At 57.4% G+C, this 17,174-nt stretch carries 20 protein-coding genes; 10 read left to right on the forward strand and 10 right to left on the reverse strand.

Features of this window, described 5'->3' with window-relative positions; all coding sequences use genetic code 11:
* Positions 1-80: 80 nt before the first annotated feature.
* The 4 genes from GOW04_RS09540 to glyA form a co-directional block, all read right to left on the reverse strand.
* Positions 81-1,100 (reverse strand): putative 2-aminoethylphosphonate ABC transporter substrate-binding protein, encoded by a 1,020-nt coding sequence (locus tag GOW04_RS09540; protein WP_171118362.1) that lies wholly within the window; start codon positions 1,098-1,100, stop codon positions 81-83.
* 272 nt (positions 1,101-1,372) lie between these two features.
* Positions 1,373-2,185 (reverse strand): hypothetical protein, encoded by an 813-nt coding sequence (locus GOW04_RS09545; protein WP_371814377.1) that lies wholly within the window; start codon positions 2,183-2,185, stop codon positions 1,373-1,375.
* Positions 2,186-2,670: 485 nt separating this feature from the next.
* Positions 2,671-3,426: a DeoR/GlpR family DNA-binding transcription regulator gene (locus tag GOW04_RS09550; RefSeq protein WP_171232367.1), complete on the reverse strand. Its 756-nt coding sequence runs from the start codon at positions 3,424-3,426 to the stop codon at positions 2,671-2,673.
* A 161-nt stretch (positions 3,427-3,587) separates the two neighbouring features.
* Positions 3,588-4,823 (reverse strand): serine hydroxymethyltransferase, encoded by a 1,236-nt coding sequence (glyA, locus tag GOW04_RS09555; protein WP_254430105.1) that lies wholly within the window; start codon positions 4,821-4,823, stop codon positions 3,588-3,590.
* Positions 4,824-4,962: 139 nt separating this feature from the next.
* On the opposite strand from glyA, the gene GOW04_RS09560 reads away from it, so the two are divergent.
* The 10 genes from GOW04_RS09560 (at position 4,963) to pqqE (ending at position 13,142) form a co-directional block, all read left to right on the forward strand.
* Positions 4,963-5,847, forward strand: coding sequence for a LysR family transcriptional regulator (locus GOW04_RS09560; RefSeq protein WP_171232369.1), 885 nt, complete (start codon positions 4,963-4,965; stop codon positions 5,845-5,847).
* A 220-nt stretch (positions 5,848-6,067) separates the two neighbouring features.
* Positions 6,068-6,814 (forward strand): ABC transporter ATP-binding protein, encoded by a 747-nt coding sequence (locus tag GOW04_RS09565; protein WP_171232370.1) that lies wholly within the window; start codon positions 6,068-6,070, stop codon positions 6,812-6,814.
* Positions 6,811-7,602, forward strand: coding sequence for an ABC transporter permease (locus tag GOW04_RS09570; protein WP_171232371.1), 792 nt, complete (start codon positions 6,811-6,813; stop codon positions 7,600-7,602). The genes GOW04_RS09565 and GOW04_RS09570 overlap by 4 nt, the downstream gene beginning before the upstream one ends.
* Positions 7,599-9,200, forward strand: coding sequence for a HAMP domain-containing sensor histidine kinase (locus GOW04_RS09575; RefSeq protein ID WP_171232372.1), 1,602 nt, complete (start codon positions 7,599-7,601; stop codon positions 9,198-9,200). Before GOW04_RS09570 ends, GOW04_RS09575 begins: the two co-directional genes overlap by 4 nt.
* A gap of 4 nt (positions 9,201-9,204) precedes the next feature.
* Positions 9,205-9,888 carry a response regulator transcription factor gene (locus GOW04_RS09580; protein ID WP_171232373.1) on the forward strand — a complete coding sequence of 228 codons (684 nt, stop codon included), beginning with the start codon at positions 9,205-9,207 and terminating at the stop codon, positions 9,886-9,888.
* 102 nt (positions 9,889-9,990) lie between these two features.
* Entirely contained in the window at positions 9,991-10,092 is a 102-nt protein-coding gene (gene pqqA, locus GOW04_RS09585) for a pyrroloquinoline quinone precursor peptide PqqA (RefSeq protein ID WP_117873022.1), read from the forward strand.
* A 23-nt stretch (positions 10,093-10,115) separates the two neighbouring features.
* Positions 10,116-11,012, forward strand: a complete 897-nt coding sequence (pqqB, locus tag GOW04_RS09590) for a pyrroloquinoline quinone biosynthesis protein PqqB (RefSeq protein WP_171232374.1) — start codon at positions 10,116-10,118, stop codon at positions 11,010-11,012.
* Complete coding sequence (pqqC, locus tag GOW04_RS09595; RefSeq protein WP_171232375.1) at positions 11,009-11,758, forward strand: pyrroloquinoline-quinone synthase PqqC; 750 nt, start codon at positions 11,009-11,011, stop codon at positions 11,756-11,758. Before pqqB ends, pqqC begins: the two co-directional genes overlap by 4 nt.
* Entirely contained in the window at positions 11,716-12,030 is a 315-nt protein-coding gene (pqqD, locus tag GOW04_RS09600) for a pyrroloquinoline quinone biosynthesis peptide chaperone PqqD (protein WP_253283556.1), read from the forward strand. Before pqqC ends, pqqD begins: the two co-directional genes overlap by 43 nt.
* Positions 12,030-13,142: a pyrroloquinoline quinone biosynthesis protein PqqE gene (gene pqqE, locus GOW04_RS09605; protein ID WP_171232376.1), complete on the forward strand. Its 1,113-nt coding sequence runs from the start codon at positions 12,030-12,032 to the stop codon at positions 13,140-13,142. The genes pqqD and pqqE overlap by 1 nt, the downstream gene beginning before the upstream one ends.
* 2 nt (positions 13,143-13,144) lie before the next feature.
* On the opposite strand, the gene GOW04_RS09610 is transcribed toward pqqE, so the two are convergent.
* Genes GOW04_RS09610 through GOW04_RS09635 form a run of 6 tightly spaced genes read right to left on the reverse strand, consistent with a single transcriptional unit; the run spans position 13,145 to position 17,172 of the window.
* Positions 13,145-13,741: an ABC transporter ATP-binding protein gene (locus tag GOW04_RS09610; RefSeq protein WP_171205917.1), complete on the reverse strand. Its 597-nt coding sequence runs from the start codon at positions 13,739-13,741 to the stop codon at positions 13,145-13,147.
* Complete coding sequence (locus tag GOW04_RS09615; protein ID WP_171118337.1) at positions 13,738-14,487, reverse strand: ABC transporter permease; 750 nt, start codon at positions 14,485-14,487, stop codon at positions 13,738-13,740. Before GOW04_RS09615 ends, GOW04_RS09610 begins: the two co-directional genes overlap by 4 nt.
* Before the next feature lie 6 nt (positions 14,488-14,493).
* The gene (locus GOW04_RS09620; RefSeq protein ID WP_171232377.1) at positions 14,494-15,459 is read right to left on the reverse strand and encodes an ABC transporter substrate-binding protein; all 966 of its coding nucleotides are present in this window, start codon (positions 15,457-15,459) and stop codon (positions 14,494-14,496) included.
* A gap of 20 nt (positions 15,460-15,479) precedes the next feature.
* Positions 15,480-15,728 carry a PepSY domain-containing protein gene (locus tag GOW04_RS09625; RefSeq protein ID WP_171232378.1) on the reverse strand — a complete coding sequence of 83 codons (249 nt, stop codon included), beginning with the start codon at positions 15,726-15,728 and terminating at the stop codon, positions 15,480-15,482.
* A gap of 15 nt (positions 15,729-15,743) precedes the next feature.
* Complete coding sequence (locus GOW04_RS09630) at positions 15,744-16,181, reverse strand: hypothetical protein (RefSeq protein ID WP_171205914.1); 438 nt, start codon at positions 16,179-16,181, stop codon at positions 15,744-15,746.
* Between the two features lie 19 nt (positions 16,182-16,200).
* A complete protein-coding gene (locus GOW04_RS09635) occupies positions 16,201-17,172 on the reverse strand; it encodes a YVTN family beta-propeller repeat protein (RefSeq protein ID WP_171232379.1) in 972 nt (323 codons plus the stop codon).
* Positions 17,173-17,174 lie beyond the last annotated feature (2 nt).

The following is a 17,174-nucleotide window of genomic DNA, read 5'->3' on the forward strand; positions in this document are numbered from 1 at the left end:
AACCGGGTGAGTAAGTTGTTTTTCGGGGAACAATAGACTGGTGCGCAGGAGAGGCACGAAAGCCTCTCCTGCCAATGGGGTTACTTCGCTTCCGACTTTCCGTCATAGCGAGACTGCCATTCCTTCAGGATTGCCGCGCGATTGTTGGCGGCAAACTCAAAATCATTTTCGATCATTGCATCCAGAAGACCCTCTGGGAAGTGCTCAACCGGTTTTGCAACGCCCGGATAGGCGACAACTGCATAGCCGGTGTTGTACATCTCGTTGGCTTCCTTGGTGACGGTAAAGTCCACCAGCTTCTGCGCGGCCTCCAAATTGGCGGTGCCAGCAACAATTGCGGTGGCTTCCATGTCCCAGCCGACGCCCTCAGAAGGCACGATGATCTCAAGCGGCGCGCCATCGGCTTTGGATTTTGCCCCGCGGAACGCAAAGGAAATGCCAATCGGGATTTCGCCCGCCGCCGCCAGTTTGCAGGGTTTTGAACCTGAATGGGTGTAACGCGCGATGTTCTCGTGCAGCGCATCCATGTATTCCCAACCACCTTCTTCACCGAACATCTGCAACCAGCTGGACACGTCAAGGAACCCGGTGCCCGATGAATTCGGATTGGGCATGATCACCTGATCCTTGTACATCGGGTCGGTGAGATCCTTCCAGGATGTCGGCGGGGTCAGCCCGGCTTTCTCTGCCTCGACGGTATTGTAGCAGACGGATGCAACCCAGGCGTCCATGCCGACCCAGGCAGGGGGGTTGTCGCCATCAACAAATTTTTTGTCCAGCTTTTCCACACCGGCCGGCGCATAAGGTTCCAACATACCTTCTGACTTCAGCAGCAGCAGCGACGTGGCGGCCAGGCCCCAAACAACGTCGGCCTGCGGATTATCACGTTCTGCCAGCAATTTCGCCGTAATGATCCCGGTCGAGTCGCGAACCCAATTGATCTTGATATCAGGATGGCTTTGATTGAACGTCTCGGCATACCGGGCCAAGTCTTCCGCCTCGACTGCGGTATAAACTGTCAATTCCGTTTCCGATGCCGCCGCCGTCGCCGTCAGCGCACCGATAGTCAGAGCTGCGAGAAGTGATGCTTTGTGTTTCATTGTGATCCTCTGTTGGTAGTAATGTTATTTTCGCCATTCTTGCGCGGCGTTCGAACTCGATTATTGTGCACCGATTGTTTGACAGCAGTTTGACAGATAAAAACGCCAATAAAAATCGATTATATCTTCGATGTCATAAGCATTTCCTATAGATGAAAACCGTCCGCCCTGGATGATCAGCGCGGAACGGGACCATGACGATCAACAGATCATCAGGCCATGTCAAAGGCGCTGAATTCTTCAGACTTTCCCTGCGGTGGCGCAAAAAACGCTTAACGTGTCATCGCAAGAAGTCCGATCCCGATCGCGACAATGGTCGCTGCAAGAAGCCGGTTGGATTTCGGTCCTTCGCCGAACCACATCACACCAATAAGCGATGCAAAGATAACCGAACTTTCCCTGAGGGCGGATACAACGCCCAAGGGCGCGACCGTCTTGGCATACAGCACCAGCCCATACGCCAGGCCAGAGATGACGCCGCCTGTCAGACCCGCCCAGACATAACGCCTGGGCAGCGCTACGAAACGCTGCCATCTGGTCGCGAAGATAAACCCGGCAACAAAAATTTCGGCAACGAACAGTGCCGCAATGTATCCCAGTATGTTCCCGGACAGCCGGATACCAATGCCGTCCACAATCGAATAGGACGCTATCATCAGACCCGTGCCAAACGCCGCCGCCACGGCGACCCAGCTTGTGTTTCGGCCCAGCCCGATCAGGGACAGGCACCCAATCCCAGCCGAGATGCAGACAATGCCGACCCACGCGATCGGCGGCAGAAACTCACCCGCGAAAAGAATGGCACCCACCGTGACCAGGATTGGCGTAATCCCGCGTGAGATCGGGTACACCACCGACAGATCTCCATGTTTGTACGCGGTGTTGAGAAACCAATAGTACCCCCAGTGGATCAGGGTCGAGCCGATGATGAAGGGGAACGCCGCCCAAACCGGCAAGCCGATAAAAGGCAACGCAATCAGCGCAGGTACGGCGTGGCCAAGCGCCACCAACCCCAAAACAACCGCTTTGTCGGGCGCGCCTTTGACAACCGCATTCCAGAGCGCGTGCAACACGGCTGCGGTCAAGACGATGAGAACGGCCTGTAATGTCATTGTGGCCCGACGATATGAGCTGAATATTTGTCTTGCGTCACAATTCGGCTTTCAGAGCGCTTGTTTGCGCGCACACACAGCGGCTCGACCAAAGCTTGACCTGTATCGCGACGGCAACGCTTTATTGGGCTCAAACCCGCTGGGCAATGCAACCCCGGCGAGGGGCGGATCAGGTTGGTCATCGCGGGTTGGTTGCACAACTGACGATCCAGACCAACCGTATGCCATGTGGTGCCACGGCTTGGTTACCCCTGCTCAATAAGCACCACATCACGATGCAACTTTCCGGTCAGATGATACGCAACCGTGCAGCCAATGATGATGCCTCCGACAATGACATGCTGCGCTGTGCGGAAGTCTGGTGTCAGCCATCGGGTCGCTCCATACTCAGGGATTCGGATTTCCCTTCACCCTATTTGTACTTTGCAAATTTTGGCAATTTTTTTCCTGTTATTGCGTCATGCGATCACAATATCCACGGGCTGGCTTTGCAGCGCGCCAGCAATGCTATTTGGCAACTCCTCATCCACCACCAGAGTCGCTTTCACCGGCAGAGGTTTCATTACGATCGGACCAACCATGTCGAACTTGCTGCTATCAGCCAGGATCAGCGGCCGCTGCGACCGCTGCATCATCATATGACGCAGGTTGGCGCCTTCCAGCGAGAAATCCGTAAACAATGCCCGAGAGCTCACACCGCCGACCCCGATCAACGCATATTCTGCATTGTATCGCGACAGGTGGTCGAGCGTGTCCAAACCCAATGTGGCATTCTCTGAAAAATCCAGCCGCCCGCCCAGCAGCGTGACTTCGGCGACCACCGGTGCCAACACAGATGCAATCGTCAAATCATTGGTATATACGGTAAGATTTTGTCGCACAGTAGCCAGAGCCTGCGCCGCCGCCACTGTCGTTGACCCGCTGTCGATTATCACGCTGGCCCCGTCCGGGATCACGCTTGCCACATAGGCTCCAATCCGTTCCTTGCCTTTCGGGTTGGTTTGAGCCCGGTCGGCCATCGGAGGTTCCCGCCTGCGGATACTGGTCGCGCCGCCCCGCACCTGATGAAGCTTGTTCTCCAGTGCCAACTGTTCAATATCCTTGCGCACGGTTTCCCGTGACACACCAAGCCGTTCCGTCAGCGAACGGATCGAGACCGCTGGCTGGCGCGAGACTTCTTCCAGTATGATGGCGTGGCGTTCAGGTGCGAGCATTGACCGGCCCTTTGGTTTTGGACTGCACGAATATGCCAAAATTTGCAAACATGGTACAGCCCAAACACCCAATCAGACACGCGTTGCCATGGCGCAGCGGTAACGCCCTCACACCAATGGTCCAGAGCGGTCAATGGACCCTGCCACCGGGCACGCAGTGACTACGCCGGGTAGATTGGGAATGATTTGCACAACGCAGCGACCGAGGTTTTGCAGCGCAGAATTGTCGCGCCGGTATCACCCGCGGCCTCAGCTTCGATCAAATCCGCAATCACGTTTGCCAATTGGTCGAACGCGGCCTCTTTCATTCCGCGGGTCGTTGCCGCGCTCACGCCCAGGCGCAATCCAACCCATTCTGGCGGTCGCGTGCTGTCATTGGGGATCGCGTTTTTGTTGGTTGTGATATTGGCCTTCTCCAGAACGACCTCGGCGCGTTTGCCTGTGATACCCTTGGGGCTGAGATCCACGAGCACCAGATGCGTGTCAGTACCACCGGACACGATACGCAACCCCCGGGACTGCAAGGTTTCCGCAAGTTTGGCGGCGTTGGCTTTGACCTGCGCTCCGTAGTCCTTGAATTCATCCGTAAGCGCTTCGGCAAGGCAAACTGCTTTGGCCGCCAGAACCTGGCTGTGAATCGAACCCTGAACGCCGGGGAAAACCGCAGATTGCAGCCTCTTGAACCAGTCCTCGTTTTTGGTGAGGATCAACCCGCCACGAGGACCACGCAGTGTTTTTGTCGTGGTGCACGTCACAATGTCCGCATGCGGAAAAGGCGAAGGATGCACGCCCGCGGCGACCAGCCCGGCAATATGGGCCATGTCCACATGAAAACGCGCACCGACCTTCCTGGCGATTTGCCCCATACGCTCGAAGTCGATTTCCCGTGGATAGGCAGACCCACCCGCGATCAGCAGCTTTGGCCGGATTTCCTCGGCCAGTTTTTCCAGCGCATCGCAGTCAATGACCTCGGATTCGGCATCGACACCATAATGATGCGGTTCGAACCAGCGACCCGACAGGTTGGCCTTCAGGCCGTGACTCAGATGACCGCCGGCGGCCAGATCCAGCGACAAGACCCTGTCACCAGGCTTGAGCAGCAGAAAGAAAACAGCAAGGTTCGCCTGGCTGCCGGAATGGGGCTGAACATTGGCATAGTCGCATCCGAACAGTTCCCTGGCGCGGTCAATTGCCGCCTGCTCGACGACGTCGACAAACTGACCACCCCCGTGGAACCGGTTTCCCGGATACCCTTCAAGCGTCTTGTTGGTCATCTCATGCCCAAGAGCATCCAGCACCGCGCGGCTGACGATATTTTCGGACGCGATCAGCTCAATTTGGTCCTGCTGGCGCTTTTTCTCGTTTGCAAGAGCTTCTGCGACGACGGGGTCGGTCATCCTGACTGGGTTTTCAAAGTGCCGCGACATCCGGGCTCCTCCGATGCGATTGCGTTTTCTCCAAAATTCCAGAGTTCCACTGGCCGAAGCAAATCAGTATTGCTATTTATTTGCCGCAGAAAAACTAAGGCTTAAATGGATGTCACTTTCCCCTCGTCGCCCGAAAGGCCCACATCTCAATGCTTTACGAGCATTTGAAGCGGCGGCTCGGCTTGGAAGTTTTGCCGCTGCGGCAGACGAGCTATCCGTTACTCCGGGCGCGATAACTCAGCACGTCAAGGCCCTTGAAGCCTGGGCCGGCACCCAACTTTTTGTCCGAAATGCCCGCGGGGTCGAGATGACGGCGCTCGCCGAAGAGCTTTTGCCCGGGTTCACCCAGGCGTTTGATCAATTGGGAATGGCCGTGCAGGAACTTCGAACCAAGGCCCTGCCGCGCAAGGTCAAGGTCGCCGCGCTGCCGTCGATCGCGCAATTGTGGCTGGCGCCCAGACTTGGAACGCTCAGGCAAATTGCCCCGGATTTGTCCGTGTCTGTCGTGGCCCTTGAAACGCCGCCAAACCTTGCGCGTGAACCATTTGACATGACTTTGTTCTTTTCCGGTGAAACGATCGGAATCAACGAAATCAAAATAGCCGAAGATGTGATTTTCCCGGTTTGCGCGCCCTCGGTCGCGGACAGATTGAAATCTGTTTCAGATCTTTCGCGGGAAACCCTTCTCCATGACGGGGCATGGGCAAATGATTGGGACAATTGGCTGAACAGCCAACCAGATGGCGCACGTGTACCGAAGACGGGAACCGTGCACTCGTTGTATTCCGTCGCGCTGGAAGAGGCGCGTCATGGCGGTGGCGTGTTGATGGCGCACGAAGTTCTGGTTCAGAACTTGCTGGACAATGGCGATCTGGTTCGCCCGTTTTCGGCCTCGTTGAAGCTTCCCCGCGCAATGGTGGCCAAATTCACACCCTCTTTCAGCAGATCCCCCGCCTTCAAAGAGTTCAGATCGTTTTTGCTGAACGCAAACTGAAAAGCGGTGCCCGCAAAACGGGGTATTCGCGCCGATCAGGCCCGCCTTCCCCTGACAGTCTCAGCTGGCCAAATTTGGCGACGAATCCTTCGGGAAATACCATCAAATCCGTGAAGCTTCACATACTTAAGTCGTGGTCCGGCCTCGGACTGGAAGGTTGAGAAACGCGCCCCGACGATGCAAGCTGCTGTCAAGAACCATGGTTCGGGACGGAGGAAGAATGTCAGACGCGCGCCCCTCGGCGAAAACCGATCCTGGTCTCGCCGTACGCGACCTGAGCTTTCATTATGGCGCCAAGACGGCTTTGGATGCTGTCTCTTTTGACGTGTCGGCGGGGATGTTCTGCGGTCTGCTCGGTCCGAATGGGGCCGGTAAATCGACACTGGTGTCGCTGCTCACGCGATTGCTTGTGGCGCCGGACGGTGAAATCACGGTCGCAGGCCATGATCTGCGCCAATCCCCACGCAAGGCGCTGGCAAAGCTTGGCGTGGTCTTTCAGCAACCGACACTGGATCTGGGTTTGACGGTGCGCCAGAACATGGCCTATTTCGCGGCTCTGCATGGGTTGTCGCGATCCGAAGTCCCCGGCCGTATCGATGCGGCGCTGGATCGGCTGAACATGCGCGACCGCGCCGCGGAACGTGTGCGCGATCTCAATGGTGGTCATCGCCGCCGGATGGAACTGGCGCGTGCCCTGCTGCACGAACCTTCGGTGTTGCTGTTGGACGAACCGACCGTTGGGCTTGATGCCGCGGCTCGGCACGCGATAACCGACCATGTGCACGACCTGGCGGAACAGGGGCTTTGCGTCTTGTGGGCCACGCATCTGACAGATGAAATGCGCGACGACGACCAGCTTCTGGTTCTTCATCGCGGTCAGATTCTTGCCAGTGGGCAGGTGGGCCGCCTGCGGGGGGATCAAACACTGTCCGATTGGTTCCTGTCCCGAACCGAGGTGCCGGCATGAACGGGTTCCTGGGAGTCGCCCGCGCCATCATCGGACGCGAGTTTCTGCGTTTCATCCATCAACGCGAACGATTTCTGGCAGCTCTGGTCCGGCCAATGGTTTGGCTTTTGATCTTCGCAGCAGGGTTTCGCGCGGCCCTCGGCCTGTCGATCATTCCACCCTACCAGACCTATATCACTTACGAGACCTATATCGTCCCCGGCCTGTGTGCGATGGTTCTGTTGTTCAATGGGATGCAAAGCTCGCTCAGCCTTGTCTACGACCGCGAGATGGGCTCGATGCGCCTGCTGCTGACCAGCTCGTTCCCGCGCTGGTGGCTTTTGTTCTGCCGTCTGCTGGGATCAACCGCGATATCCATCCTGCAAGTCTATACGTTTCTCGCATTGGCCGCTGTGTTCGGCATTGTCCTGCCCCTACCCGGATATGTCACGGTTCTGCCGGGGCTGGTTCTGGGCGGTCTGATGCTGGGCGCGCTGGGGCTGGTGCTGTCCAGTTTCATCAAGCAGCTGGAGAATTTTGCCGGGGTGATGAACTTTGTCATATTCCCGATGTTCTTCCTGTCCTCCGCCCTTTATCCGCTGTGGAAAATGGCTGAAAGCTCGCCATTGCTGCGTGATATCTGTGCGCTCAATCCTTTCACGCATGTGGTCGAGTTGATCCGGTTTCTGCTTTACTTGCAGATCAACTGGGGGGCCCTGCTGTGGGTTCTGGCGTCAACCGCAATACTGAGCGCGATCGCCGTTTGGGGGTATGACCCGGCCCGGGGCCTGATGAGGCGAAAATCATGACGGCAGCGCCACAAACCGCAAAGCGGAATCTGCTTCTGAAAACGCGCTTGGGCCTTGGGGCCGTCGTGCTTGGATCAGGCACCCTGCTGGCGGCCGCAATCCTTTACTTCGGGATGCAGACCGTCGCCAGCCGCCTGGAAACGGCTCTGGCATCGGAAACCCGCATGGCACGCTATGCTGCTCTGTCGACCCAGGCGGCCACATTTCTTGTGATCGCAACCGAGTCGATACAGACCGGCCAAACGGTCGAGTCTCGACTTGATCGCCTTTCACCGATCCGAGACCAGATTGGGGCAACGTTTCTGAACCTTCGTTCCGATGTGGAAGATGCCGTTGCCGCAGTTCAATCCCTGGGGCTGGACGAACAATCGCGATACGGAACCCAATCCCTGGGTCTGGCCAGAATGGAAGCGCTGCTGGCCAGCACGCTGGAAGGGCTAGCCGACGCAGAAGCCGATCAGGCCCAGCTGCGCGCCTATGTCGACTCGTTTGCGTCGGCGTTTGATCCTCTGCTCAGCCAGGCGGTGAATACCGAGGTTCTGTTTCGAAACTCTGTCATGGCGGGGATCGAACGGACCCGTTGGGTTCTGACCTGGGCGGCACTGGCACTGGCACTGTTCGCCTTGCTCAGCACGGCGTGGTTCTATTTTGGCCTTGTGCGACCGCAGTTCTCTCGTCTGGATCGGTTGCGCAACGCGGCGGTTCAGGTCGGCCGATCCGAATTCGCAATTTCGCTGCCTCAAACCCGTAATGATGAGATCGGCCAGTTATATGGCGAGACCAACCGCATGGCCGCTGCATTGAGAAAACGCCAGGCCGAGGTTGACGCAGAATGGGCACGGTTGAACGAGACCATTGCCCAGCGAACCCGCGAACTGAGCGCTGCAAATGAATCCCTGTCCAAGATCGACGAAAACCGGCGCCGCTTTTTTGCTGATGTCAGTCACGAACTGCGCACGCCGCTGACGGTCATCATGATGGAAGCTCAGATAGGCCAGAGGGATAACCAGACCGCGCCAGAGGCGTTGGCAACAATCGAAAGCAGCGCCGCAAAACTGAACCAGAGAATCGATGATTTGTTGCGCGTCGCCCGATCCGAAACCGGTGAGCTGGCTCTGGAACCAACCAACGTTGCACTATGCGAACTGATGCAAACAGTCGTGAGCGACATTCAACCTGAAATCGATGGCGCCGACATGCAGCTTGAAACGGGCGACTTCCCGGATTGTTCGTTGCACTGTGACCTGAACTGGATTCGTCAGGTCCTGCTCAGTCTGATACGCAATGCGATCCGACATGCGCGGGACGGGAAGGCGTTGTTGCTGTCCGGCCAATCGGTTGATGGTGGCGTTCAAATACAGCTGACCGATAACGGCCCCGGAATTCCCGACGGCGCTCAAACCCGGATCTTCGAGCGGTTTGTTCAGGGAGGGGCAGCAAACAGTCAGGGCTTCGGTGTCGGGCTGGCACTGGCTAGGTGGGTTATCGAGGCCCATGAAGGAACCATTTCGGTGGCAAGCCCGGTTCCGCGTGAAAACGCCCTGGGATCAAATGCCGGTACAAATGTCTGCATTCGACTACCGCTGGCGGAGGCATAGAAAAATGGTCTCCAGACTGCTGATCATAGATGACGACCCCAGAATCACGTCGGCCCTTGTCCGGGGCCTGTCGCTGCACGGCTACTCAGCCGAGGCTGAAAACCGCGCCGACCAAGGGTTGGAGCGGTTGAAAAGCGGTGTATTCTCGGGCGCGATTGTCGATGTCATGCTGGGAACCGACAGTGGCATCGAACTGGTCCGGGCCGCACGTCTTGCCGGGGTCGGAATCCCGATATTGATGTTGTCTGCCCTATCCGATGTCGATCATCGTGCCGCCGGGCTTGAAGCCGGGGCCGATGATTACGTCGTTAAGCCGTTCAGCTTTGATGAGCTTGTCGCCCGGTTGCAAGTACAGGAACAACGCGTGCTCTCTCAGCGCCCGGACCCCGCGCGCCTGTCGTCGCAGGACAGAACGCTTTCGATCCGCAAGACACGCATTGCGCTCACCGAACGTGAATTCGAACTGCTCACGCTGCTCAACAGCAAGGCCGGATCGCCAATATCCCGAGGAGAACTGTTTGACACGCTCTGGTCACAGGACGGGTCCAGTAACGAAAATGTGGTGGACGTCTACATCGGATATCTGAGGAAGAAATTGGGGTTGGATGATTTTGGATTTGAAATCAAAACCATACGCAACCAGGGGTTTTGCATTCAGGGGGTCGCCCCGTTGTCGGATGACGCCTGAGTACCGACCAAAGTCTAAATCCTTCTTATGAATTAAGAGTCGCACGGGCGCATGAGACCTGCCACATTGCTCGCAAGCACTTTCTAGGAGGAGGACCCTGATATGGCTTGGAACAGACCTGTTATTCGCGAAATCGAATGCGGCATGGAAATCAACATGTACGGCCCCGATCATGACGACGAGCGCGGTGGTGGCCTGATCTGATCAGCCGCAGGCGCCAACAATAGATGACGTTGCGCGCGATAATACTTGGGGCCGCTGCTGGTGGCGGCCTTCCGCAATGGAATTGCGGATGTGAAAACTGCAATCTGGCCCGAAGCGGACATATTCCGGCGCAGACGCAATCATCACTCGCGGTCTCACCCGATGGCAAGAACTGGGCCATCCTGAACGCGTCTCCGGATATTCGAACGCAGCTTGGCAATACGCCCGTCCTGTATCCGACCGGGTTGCGAGCGGTGCCGGTTCAATCGGTGCTGGTGACAAATGGTGACATCGACCATGTGGCTGGCTTGCTGACGCTGCGCGAGATGCAGCCATTCACGCTGTTTGCAACCCAAAGCATTCAGAACGTCATCGCGCAGAACCCGATTTTCGACGCCTTGAACGCCTCGGTCGTGACTCGCGCGCCGATCTCGTTGAATCAGACGTTCGATCTGGTTCCCGGCTTGCAGGCGTCATTGTTTCCGGTGCCCGGCAAAGTGCCTCTGTATCTTGAAGGGGAACATGTCGAAACCGAATTGGTTGGCGAACAAACCGTCGGGGTGGCACTGAGCGCGCAGGGGAAGACGGCATATTACATACCGGGCTGTGCCGCATTGACGCCCGAGCTGCGCGCCCGGCTTGACGAGGCCGATCTTTTGTTTTTCGACGGCACGCTTTGGCACGACACGGAAATGGTGCAGGCCGGGTTGGGTCAGAAAACGGGCAAGCGCATGGGCCATATGTCGATGGACGGCCACGATGGATCCATCGCTGGTTTCGACGATATGAAAATCGGCCGGAAAGTGTTCATCCACATGAACAACACCAATCCGGTTCTGCGCCCCGACAGCGCCGAGAACGCCCGGGCACGGGCGAAAGGCTGGACGATAGGCCAGGATGGCATGGAGATAACGCTATGACCCAAAGCCGCACAGAGTTCGAGGCCCGGCTTCGTCAGATCGGAGCCGAGCGTTACCACGACCTTCATCCGTTTCATCATCGCCTGCACGGAGGTCAATGCACGCCTGACGAAGTACGGGCCTGGGTGATCAACCGCTACTATTATCAGCATTCCATCCCGATGAAGGACGCCGCCTTCATGTCGCGTGTAGAAGATCCTGCGCTGCGTCGAGCCTGGCGGTCGCGGATCGAAGATCATGACGGCACGGAAGACAACGAAGGTGGTATCCGGCGCTGGTTGCGACTGGCCGAAGCAGTCGGTCTTGATCCGGACTATGTCGCCTCATGCGACGGCGTATTGCCTGCCACCAGATTTGCGGTGGATGCTTACGTGCGATACGTCCGCGAAAAGTCGTTGCTGGAAGCGGTTGCGGCCTCACTCACAGAACTGTTTGCTCCCAAGATTCATGCCAACAGGATCGAAGGCCTGCTTCGGCATTACGATTTTGCGGATGACAGCTCACTTGCCTATTTCCGCAACCGCCTGAAAGAAGCCCCCAAGGATGTGGCCTTTGGTCTGGCATGGGTTCTGGATCATGCCGACACCGCAGAAAAACAAGACGCGGCAGCCAAGGCACTGATATTCAAGACCGATGTCCTCTGGTCGCAGCTGGATGCCCTGTGGGGTGCCTATGTCGAACCTGCCCGAATTCCTCCGGGGGCATGGAAGCCGGACACCGGTTTACGGATGCGGCAGGCGTCGTGATGTTGGCGCAGGAGGTCCCCTTGCTGCCGCGTGGTGTCCGCATCCATTTCGATTCCGTGCGAGAACAATGGGTTCTGCTGGCACCTGAACGGGCCGTGACGTTGGATCAGATCGGACATGCGATTCTGAGCGAAGTAGACGGCCAACGCAGCTTTGGTCAGATCACCGCAAGACTGTCCAGGAAATACAACGCCCCGGAAGAACAGATTGTCGAAGACAGCTCGGGGTTTCTGGATGCCCTTCGGGTGCGTCGCTTTCTGGATGTCATCTGATGCAGGTAAAAACCCCTCCCCCCATTGCCATGCTGGCCGAGCTGACGCACCGATGTCCGTTGTCCTGCCCTTATTGCTCCAACCCAGTCGAAATGGCCAAACTCGACAACGAAATGGATACCGAAAGCTGGGCACGTATTTTCAGAGAAGCGGCGGCGCTTGGTGTCTTGCAATTGCATCTGTCCGGTGGCGAACCCGCATCCCGCCGCGATCTGGTTGCGCTGGTCAATGCCGCGCGTGAGGCCGGGTTGTATACCAACCTGATCACGTCGGCGATCGGCCTGTCCGAGCGACGCCTGCATGAGCTGGACGAAGTCGGCCTGGACCATATCCAGCTTTCTCTTCAGGGTACCGACGCTGCGATGGCGGATAAGGTAGGCGGCTATCGGGGCGGGTTTGACCGCAAGATGAAAACGGTCGAATGGATCAAGAAGATTGGGTTTCCGCTGACCCTGAACTTCGTGCTGCACCGTCGCAATGCCCACCAACTGCCGCGGGCGCTGGAACTGGCACAGGAGATGGGTGCTCGGCGGATCGAAGTTGCAACAGTGCAATTCCACGGCTGGGCCTTGCGGAACAGGGATGCCTTGATGCCGACGCGGGAACAGGCGCAACAGGTGACGCGACAGGTGGCCGAGGCCAGGAAAAACCTCAAGGGGCAACTGGTCATCGATTATGTTCCGGCGGACTATCACGACGACTACCCCAAGCGATGCATGGGCGGCTGGGGGACAACCGGGCTGAACGTGGCGCCAGACGGTCAGGTTCTGCCTTGCCATGCGGCACAGTCCATCCCGCATCTGACATTTGACCGGGTACAGGACAAACCGCTTGCGGATATCTGGTTCCATGGCAGCGCGTTCAATGCCTATCGCGGCACGGATTGGATGTCGGACCCGTGCAAAACCTGCGAACGCAAAACCATTGATTTTGGTGGCTGCCGCTGTCAGGCCATGGCCGTTATCGGAGACGCAGCCGCCACCGATCCGGTTTGCATCAAATCACCCCACCATCAGACCCTGCAAAACCAGGCAAACGAACATGCCGCCAAATCGGATGCACCCTTTATATATCGTACCGCACCCGGTGCCGCGAGAGAGCCCGCAGAATGACCCTAACCAAGAACCGCACCGCTGGGCCCGGGTACCAGATTCAGAATCCGGTCGGAAAGCCGCTGTGCTTCCGGTTTGGAATGCGTCACGAACAGGGTCGCTGGGCGATGCCGCGTGATGAGGTCCTCGGTCAGGGTCAGCATCGTCTCGGCCGTTTCGGAATCCAGTGATACAAAAGGCTCGTCCATAATCAGAAATTCAGGCTGCCCGGCAAAGGCGCGCGCCAGAGAAAGCCGGCGCTGCTGACCCAATGACAATTGACCGGGAAACAAATCCCCCTTTCCGTCCAGGCCAACGTCTGACAGCGCAGCGTCAATGTCAGCCTGCGACAGGTTACCATGGATCAGGGCGAGATTATCGAAAGCCGAGCGCCATGGCAGCAAAGTGGGTTCCTGAAACACAATCGCAAGCCGATCCGGCCGCACAATCTGGCCTTCGAAATCCGGGTCAATGCCTGCCACCAATCGCAGCAACGTCGTCTTTCCGATGCCCGATGGTCCGGTCAGCGCGACCGTTTCCCCGGCGGCGATGTCAAATGCAATGGGGCCCAGAACGGCGTGGTGTTCAAAGCGCTTCTTTCGGATGTCAATTCGGATCATGCAGTTCTCCACCGTCGAGCGCTACGCTCCAAAGGTTGAAGAACCAGCCATTCGACAACCAGCATGACGGCAATGAACGAAAACGCGTAGACCAGCACCATTGCCACATCAAACAGCTGAAAATACAAGTGGATTTGAAACCCGACACCGGATGAGCGCCCAAGAAACTCGACCACGAGCACGATCTTCCAGATCAGAGAAAGTCCGGACCGTGCGGCAGCTGCGATAAACGGGGCAAGCTGCGGCAGGATCACATGGCGCTGTCGCCTTTGCCACGGCATCCGGTAGACCCGTGCCAACGCATCCAGATCCGGGCTCAGCGCCCGGCCGCCCTCTCGGAGGATCGTCGCGACATTGGGAATTTTGTTCAGCGTAACCGCCGTGATCGCCGCAGCCTCGGTCAATCCGATCCAGAGGTAGCACAGCACGATCAGAACCAGCGCGGGCAGGTTCAGGAAGACAACCAGCCATGGATCGAGCCAGCGGTTCAGCGCATCCGACCGCCCCATGGCCAGGCCAATGATCGTTCCCAATGTCATTGCCAGCACGAACGCCCAGATCACGCGTGACAGGGTCGCGCCAAGGCTGCGCAGCAACTCTCCTGACGCAAGCTCTTGATGAAACCGGGGGATCAGGTCCCAGGGTTGCGGCAGTATCTGAGGGTCTGCGGTCAGCGACGCCGCAACAATCCACAACGCCACAAGGCCTGCGATAGACATAAGCGGCGTGAGGCGCGCGTTTTGCATCTGATCCTATTCCACGTCGGCAAAAAGACCCTGCGGCACAGTCGTCGCGGCGCCCACCAGTTCAGCCCCGCCCAATTCGGCCATAAGTTCCAGCATCTTGTTGGTCGCGACCGCATCAACCGGGCGGCGATCGGGAATACCGGCGATCCAATCGAACTTGAGTTGTTCAAACTGTGCATCGGACGAGACGTTCATGCGCGGTCTGATCGCCTCCCATGCTTCGGGCGAATTGGCCAGCAGGTCCTTGGCGTCGCGGCTGGCGGCAAACAGGCTTTGCGCAAGGTCGGGGTCTTCGTTCAGAAAACTCTCTTTCAGGTAATAACCCAGCAAAGGCGTATTGGTGTCGAGCCCCAAAGCCTGCCCGGCATCCTCAACCGAGATCAGCTCTTTCATGCCGGACGCTTTCATCTTGGCCAGGAAATGCCAGAAATTGATCGCCCCGGCATAATCGCCGTTCAAAGCAGATTTGAAGATCAGAGGCGGCGCACCGAACACCTGTTCGGTGTCGGCTTTCAAGTCCATCCCGTATTCCTTTGCTGCATAGGCGCGCAGGATCAGCCAGGATTTATCCAGCGGACCACCCGCGATGCCGATCTTGCCGCCCGCCAAATCCTTCAAACTGGTTGCCGGGCTGTCAGCGGGCACAACCACCCCGCCCACGGCTTTGGAATAAGGGATGAACACATAGTCCTTGCCGGCAGCCCTTTGACGAGCAACCCAAATCCAGTCGGCAACGGCCAAATCAGCCTCATCCCCCTCGACCGCGATACGCGTTGCGCCATTGTCGGCAAAAGGTTGAACATCAAGGACAAAGCCGTGTTTCCGATCCAAGCCGTTCCGGCGAATGGTCTCAAGTTCCCAATTCACCGTTCCGATTTTGAGTACGGCCGCGCGAATGGTCGGCAGGGTCTCGGCGGCCAAAGCCCCCGAACTGAGTGCAAATGCAAGGCACGCGGCAAGAAGTTTGGACATGACCCGATCCCGTTTACTCGCTATTCCGCCTTTCGGCTGACTTCATTCAAGTCTTTATCCAGTTTGATATCGAACTGGTTGCCACCCTTGCAGATGACATCGTCCAGATCATAACCATCATCTTCAACCTCGATGTCATCCGGGTCCATCTGACACTCGACAGAGGCAAGATAGGCCTCGATCTTTGCCACCGTTTCCGCGTCAATGTCGTCGGCGAAAGCCGGGGCCGCCAAAAGCCCGGCGGTTATCAACATTGCAAATCTTTTCATGATGTTATCTCTCCTCTATTGAATACTCACCGTAATGCGTTGCGTGTCACCGGTGGAACCGGGGATGCGAATTTCATGACTGCCGGGTTTGATTGCGATAAACGACAATTCGGCGACGCCGGCCTTGTCAAATTCGATGCTGTCCACCGCCATCGGACGGATCTCGATCTTGTTGATCACGATCTCATTCATCCAGATCGCGCGAAAGAAAGACGGCCCCTCGATGGCCAGTTCCGCCGAACCGTCCGCGGTGATCTCAAGCTTGTAATACGCGCCGGATTGCAGAACCACGTCCTCACCCAACGGTTGCCCCGAAGCAAGCGTCAGCTTGATGGTTTCCCCACGGTTGCATTTCGCCAGAAGCCCGGCAAATCCCAGATCATCGCAAAGAGGTGCCGCCGATATCGGCCCACCCAACGCTGCTACCATCGCTGCGATCACTAATTTCTTCATTCCCGTCCCTCCCAGAACTTCAGTCAATGGTCACCACGCCCCAGGGCTGTTGACCGACCTGTACTGATTTGATGGCTTTCTCTGCAGCCACATCAATGATTGTGATGTCGTTTGAATTACCATTTGTGGTCAGCAGATATTTTTTGTCCGGCGTGAAATCCAACTGCCAGACCCGCTGCCCCACCAGGATATAGTCCAGAACTTCAAGGCTTTGCGCGTCAACGACGGCAACCCGGTTTGCAGGCCCCAAAGCAACGAACAGACGTTTGCCGTCCGAAGTCACCTTGGCACCGACGGGCTGCAGCCATTCCGGCTGCACGCCCGCCACTTCGAAACTGATTTTGCCGACAACCGTCGGCGTTCCGTCTTCTGCAATGTCCATGACAGTGACGGTTCCGCCGATTTCCGATGTCACGAACAGGCGCTTTCCATCCGCTGTATACTGGGCATAGCGCGGGCGCTGGTCGACTAGGACATTATGCTTGATGGAATAATCCTCGGTGGAAATGAAATGCGCCATGTTGGTGGTCTCGGACGTGTTGACCACGAACTTGGCGTCGGGGCTGATCCCCATGCCCTCGGGCTCGACGCCGACCGGAACCTCGGCCAGAATGGTGCGGGTTTCAGTGTCGGTGACCGTCACCAGATTGTCGTCCTCATTGGCGATATAGAGCCGCTTGCCCGAGGGTTCGAGAATGAAAAGTTCGGGGTCCGGACCAGAGGGCAAACTGGGAAGTTCCTCATAGGTCTCTGTATCAAATACCCGGATGATATTGTCATCCGAGGCACAGACATATAGCGTGCCGCCATCCGGGCTGACGGTGATCCCGCGCGGTCGGTTGCCGCCTGGAAATTCGGTGATCACTTCCCAGGTTTCGGTATCAACCACGGTAATCGTATTGCCCCGCTCGTTCGAGACAAAAGCCTTGCCCGCAAACACGGGACCCGCAGTCAGCGCAGCACAGGCAACGGTCAACAACAGTCGTTTCATCA

The organism is Ruegeria sp. HKCCA4812 (genome assembly GCF_013034245.1).
GTDB lineage: Bacteria > Pseudomonadota > Alphaproteobacteria > Rhodobacterales > Rhodobacteraceae > Ruegeria.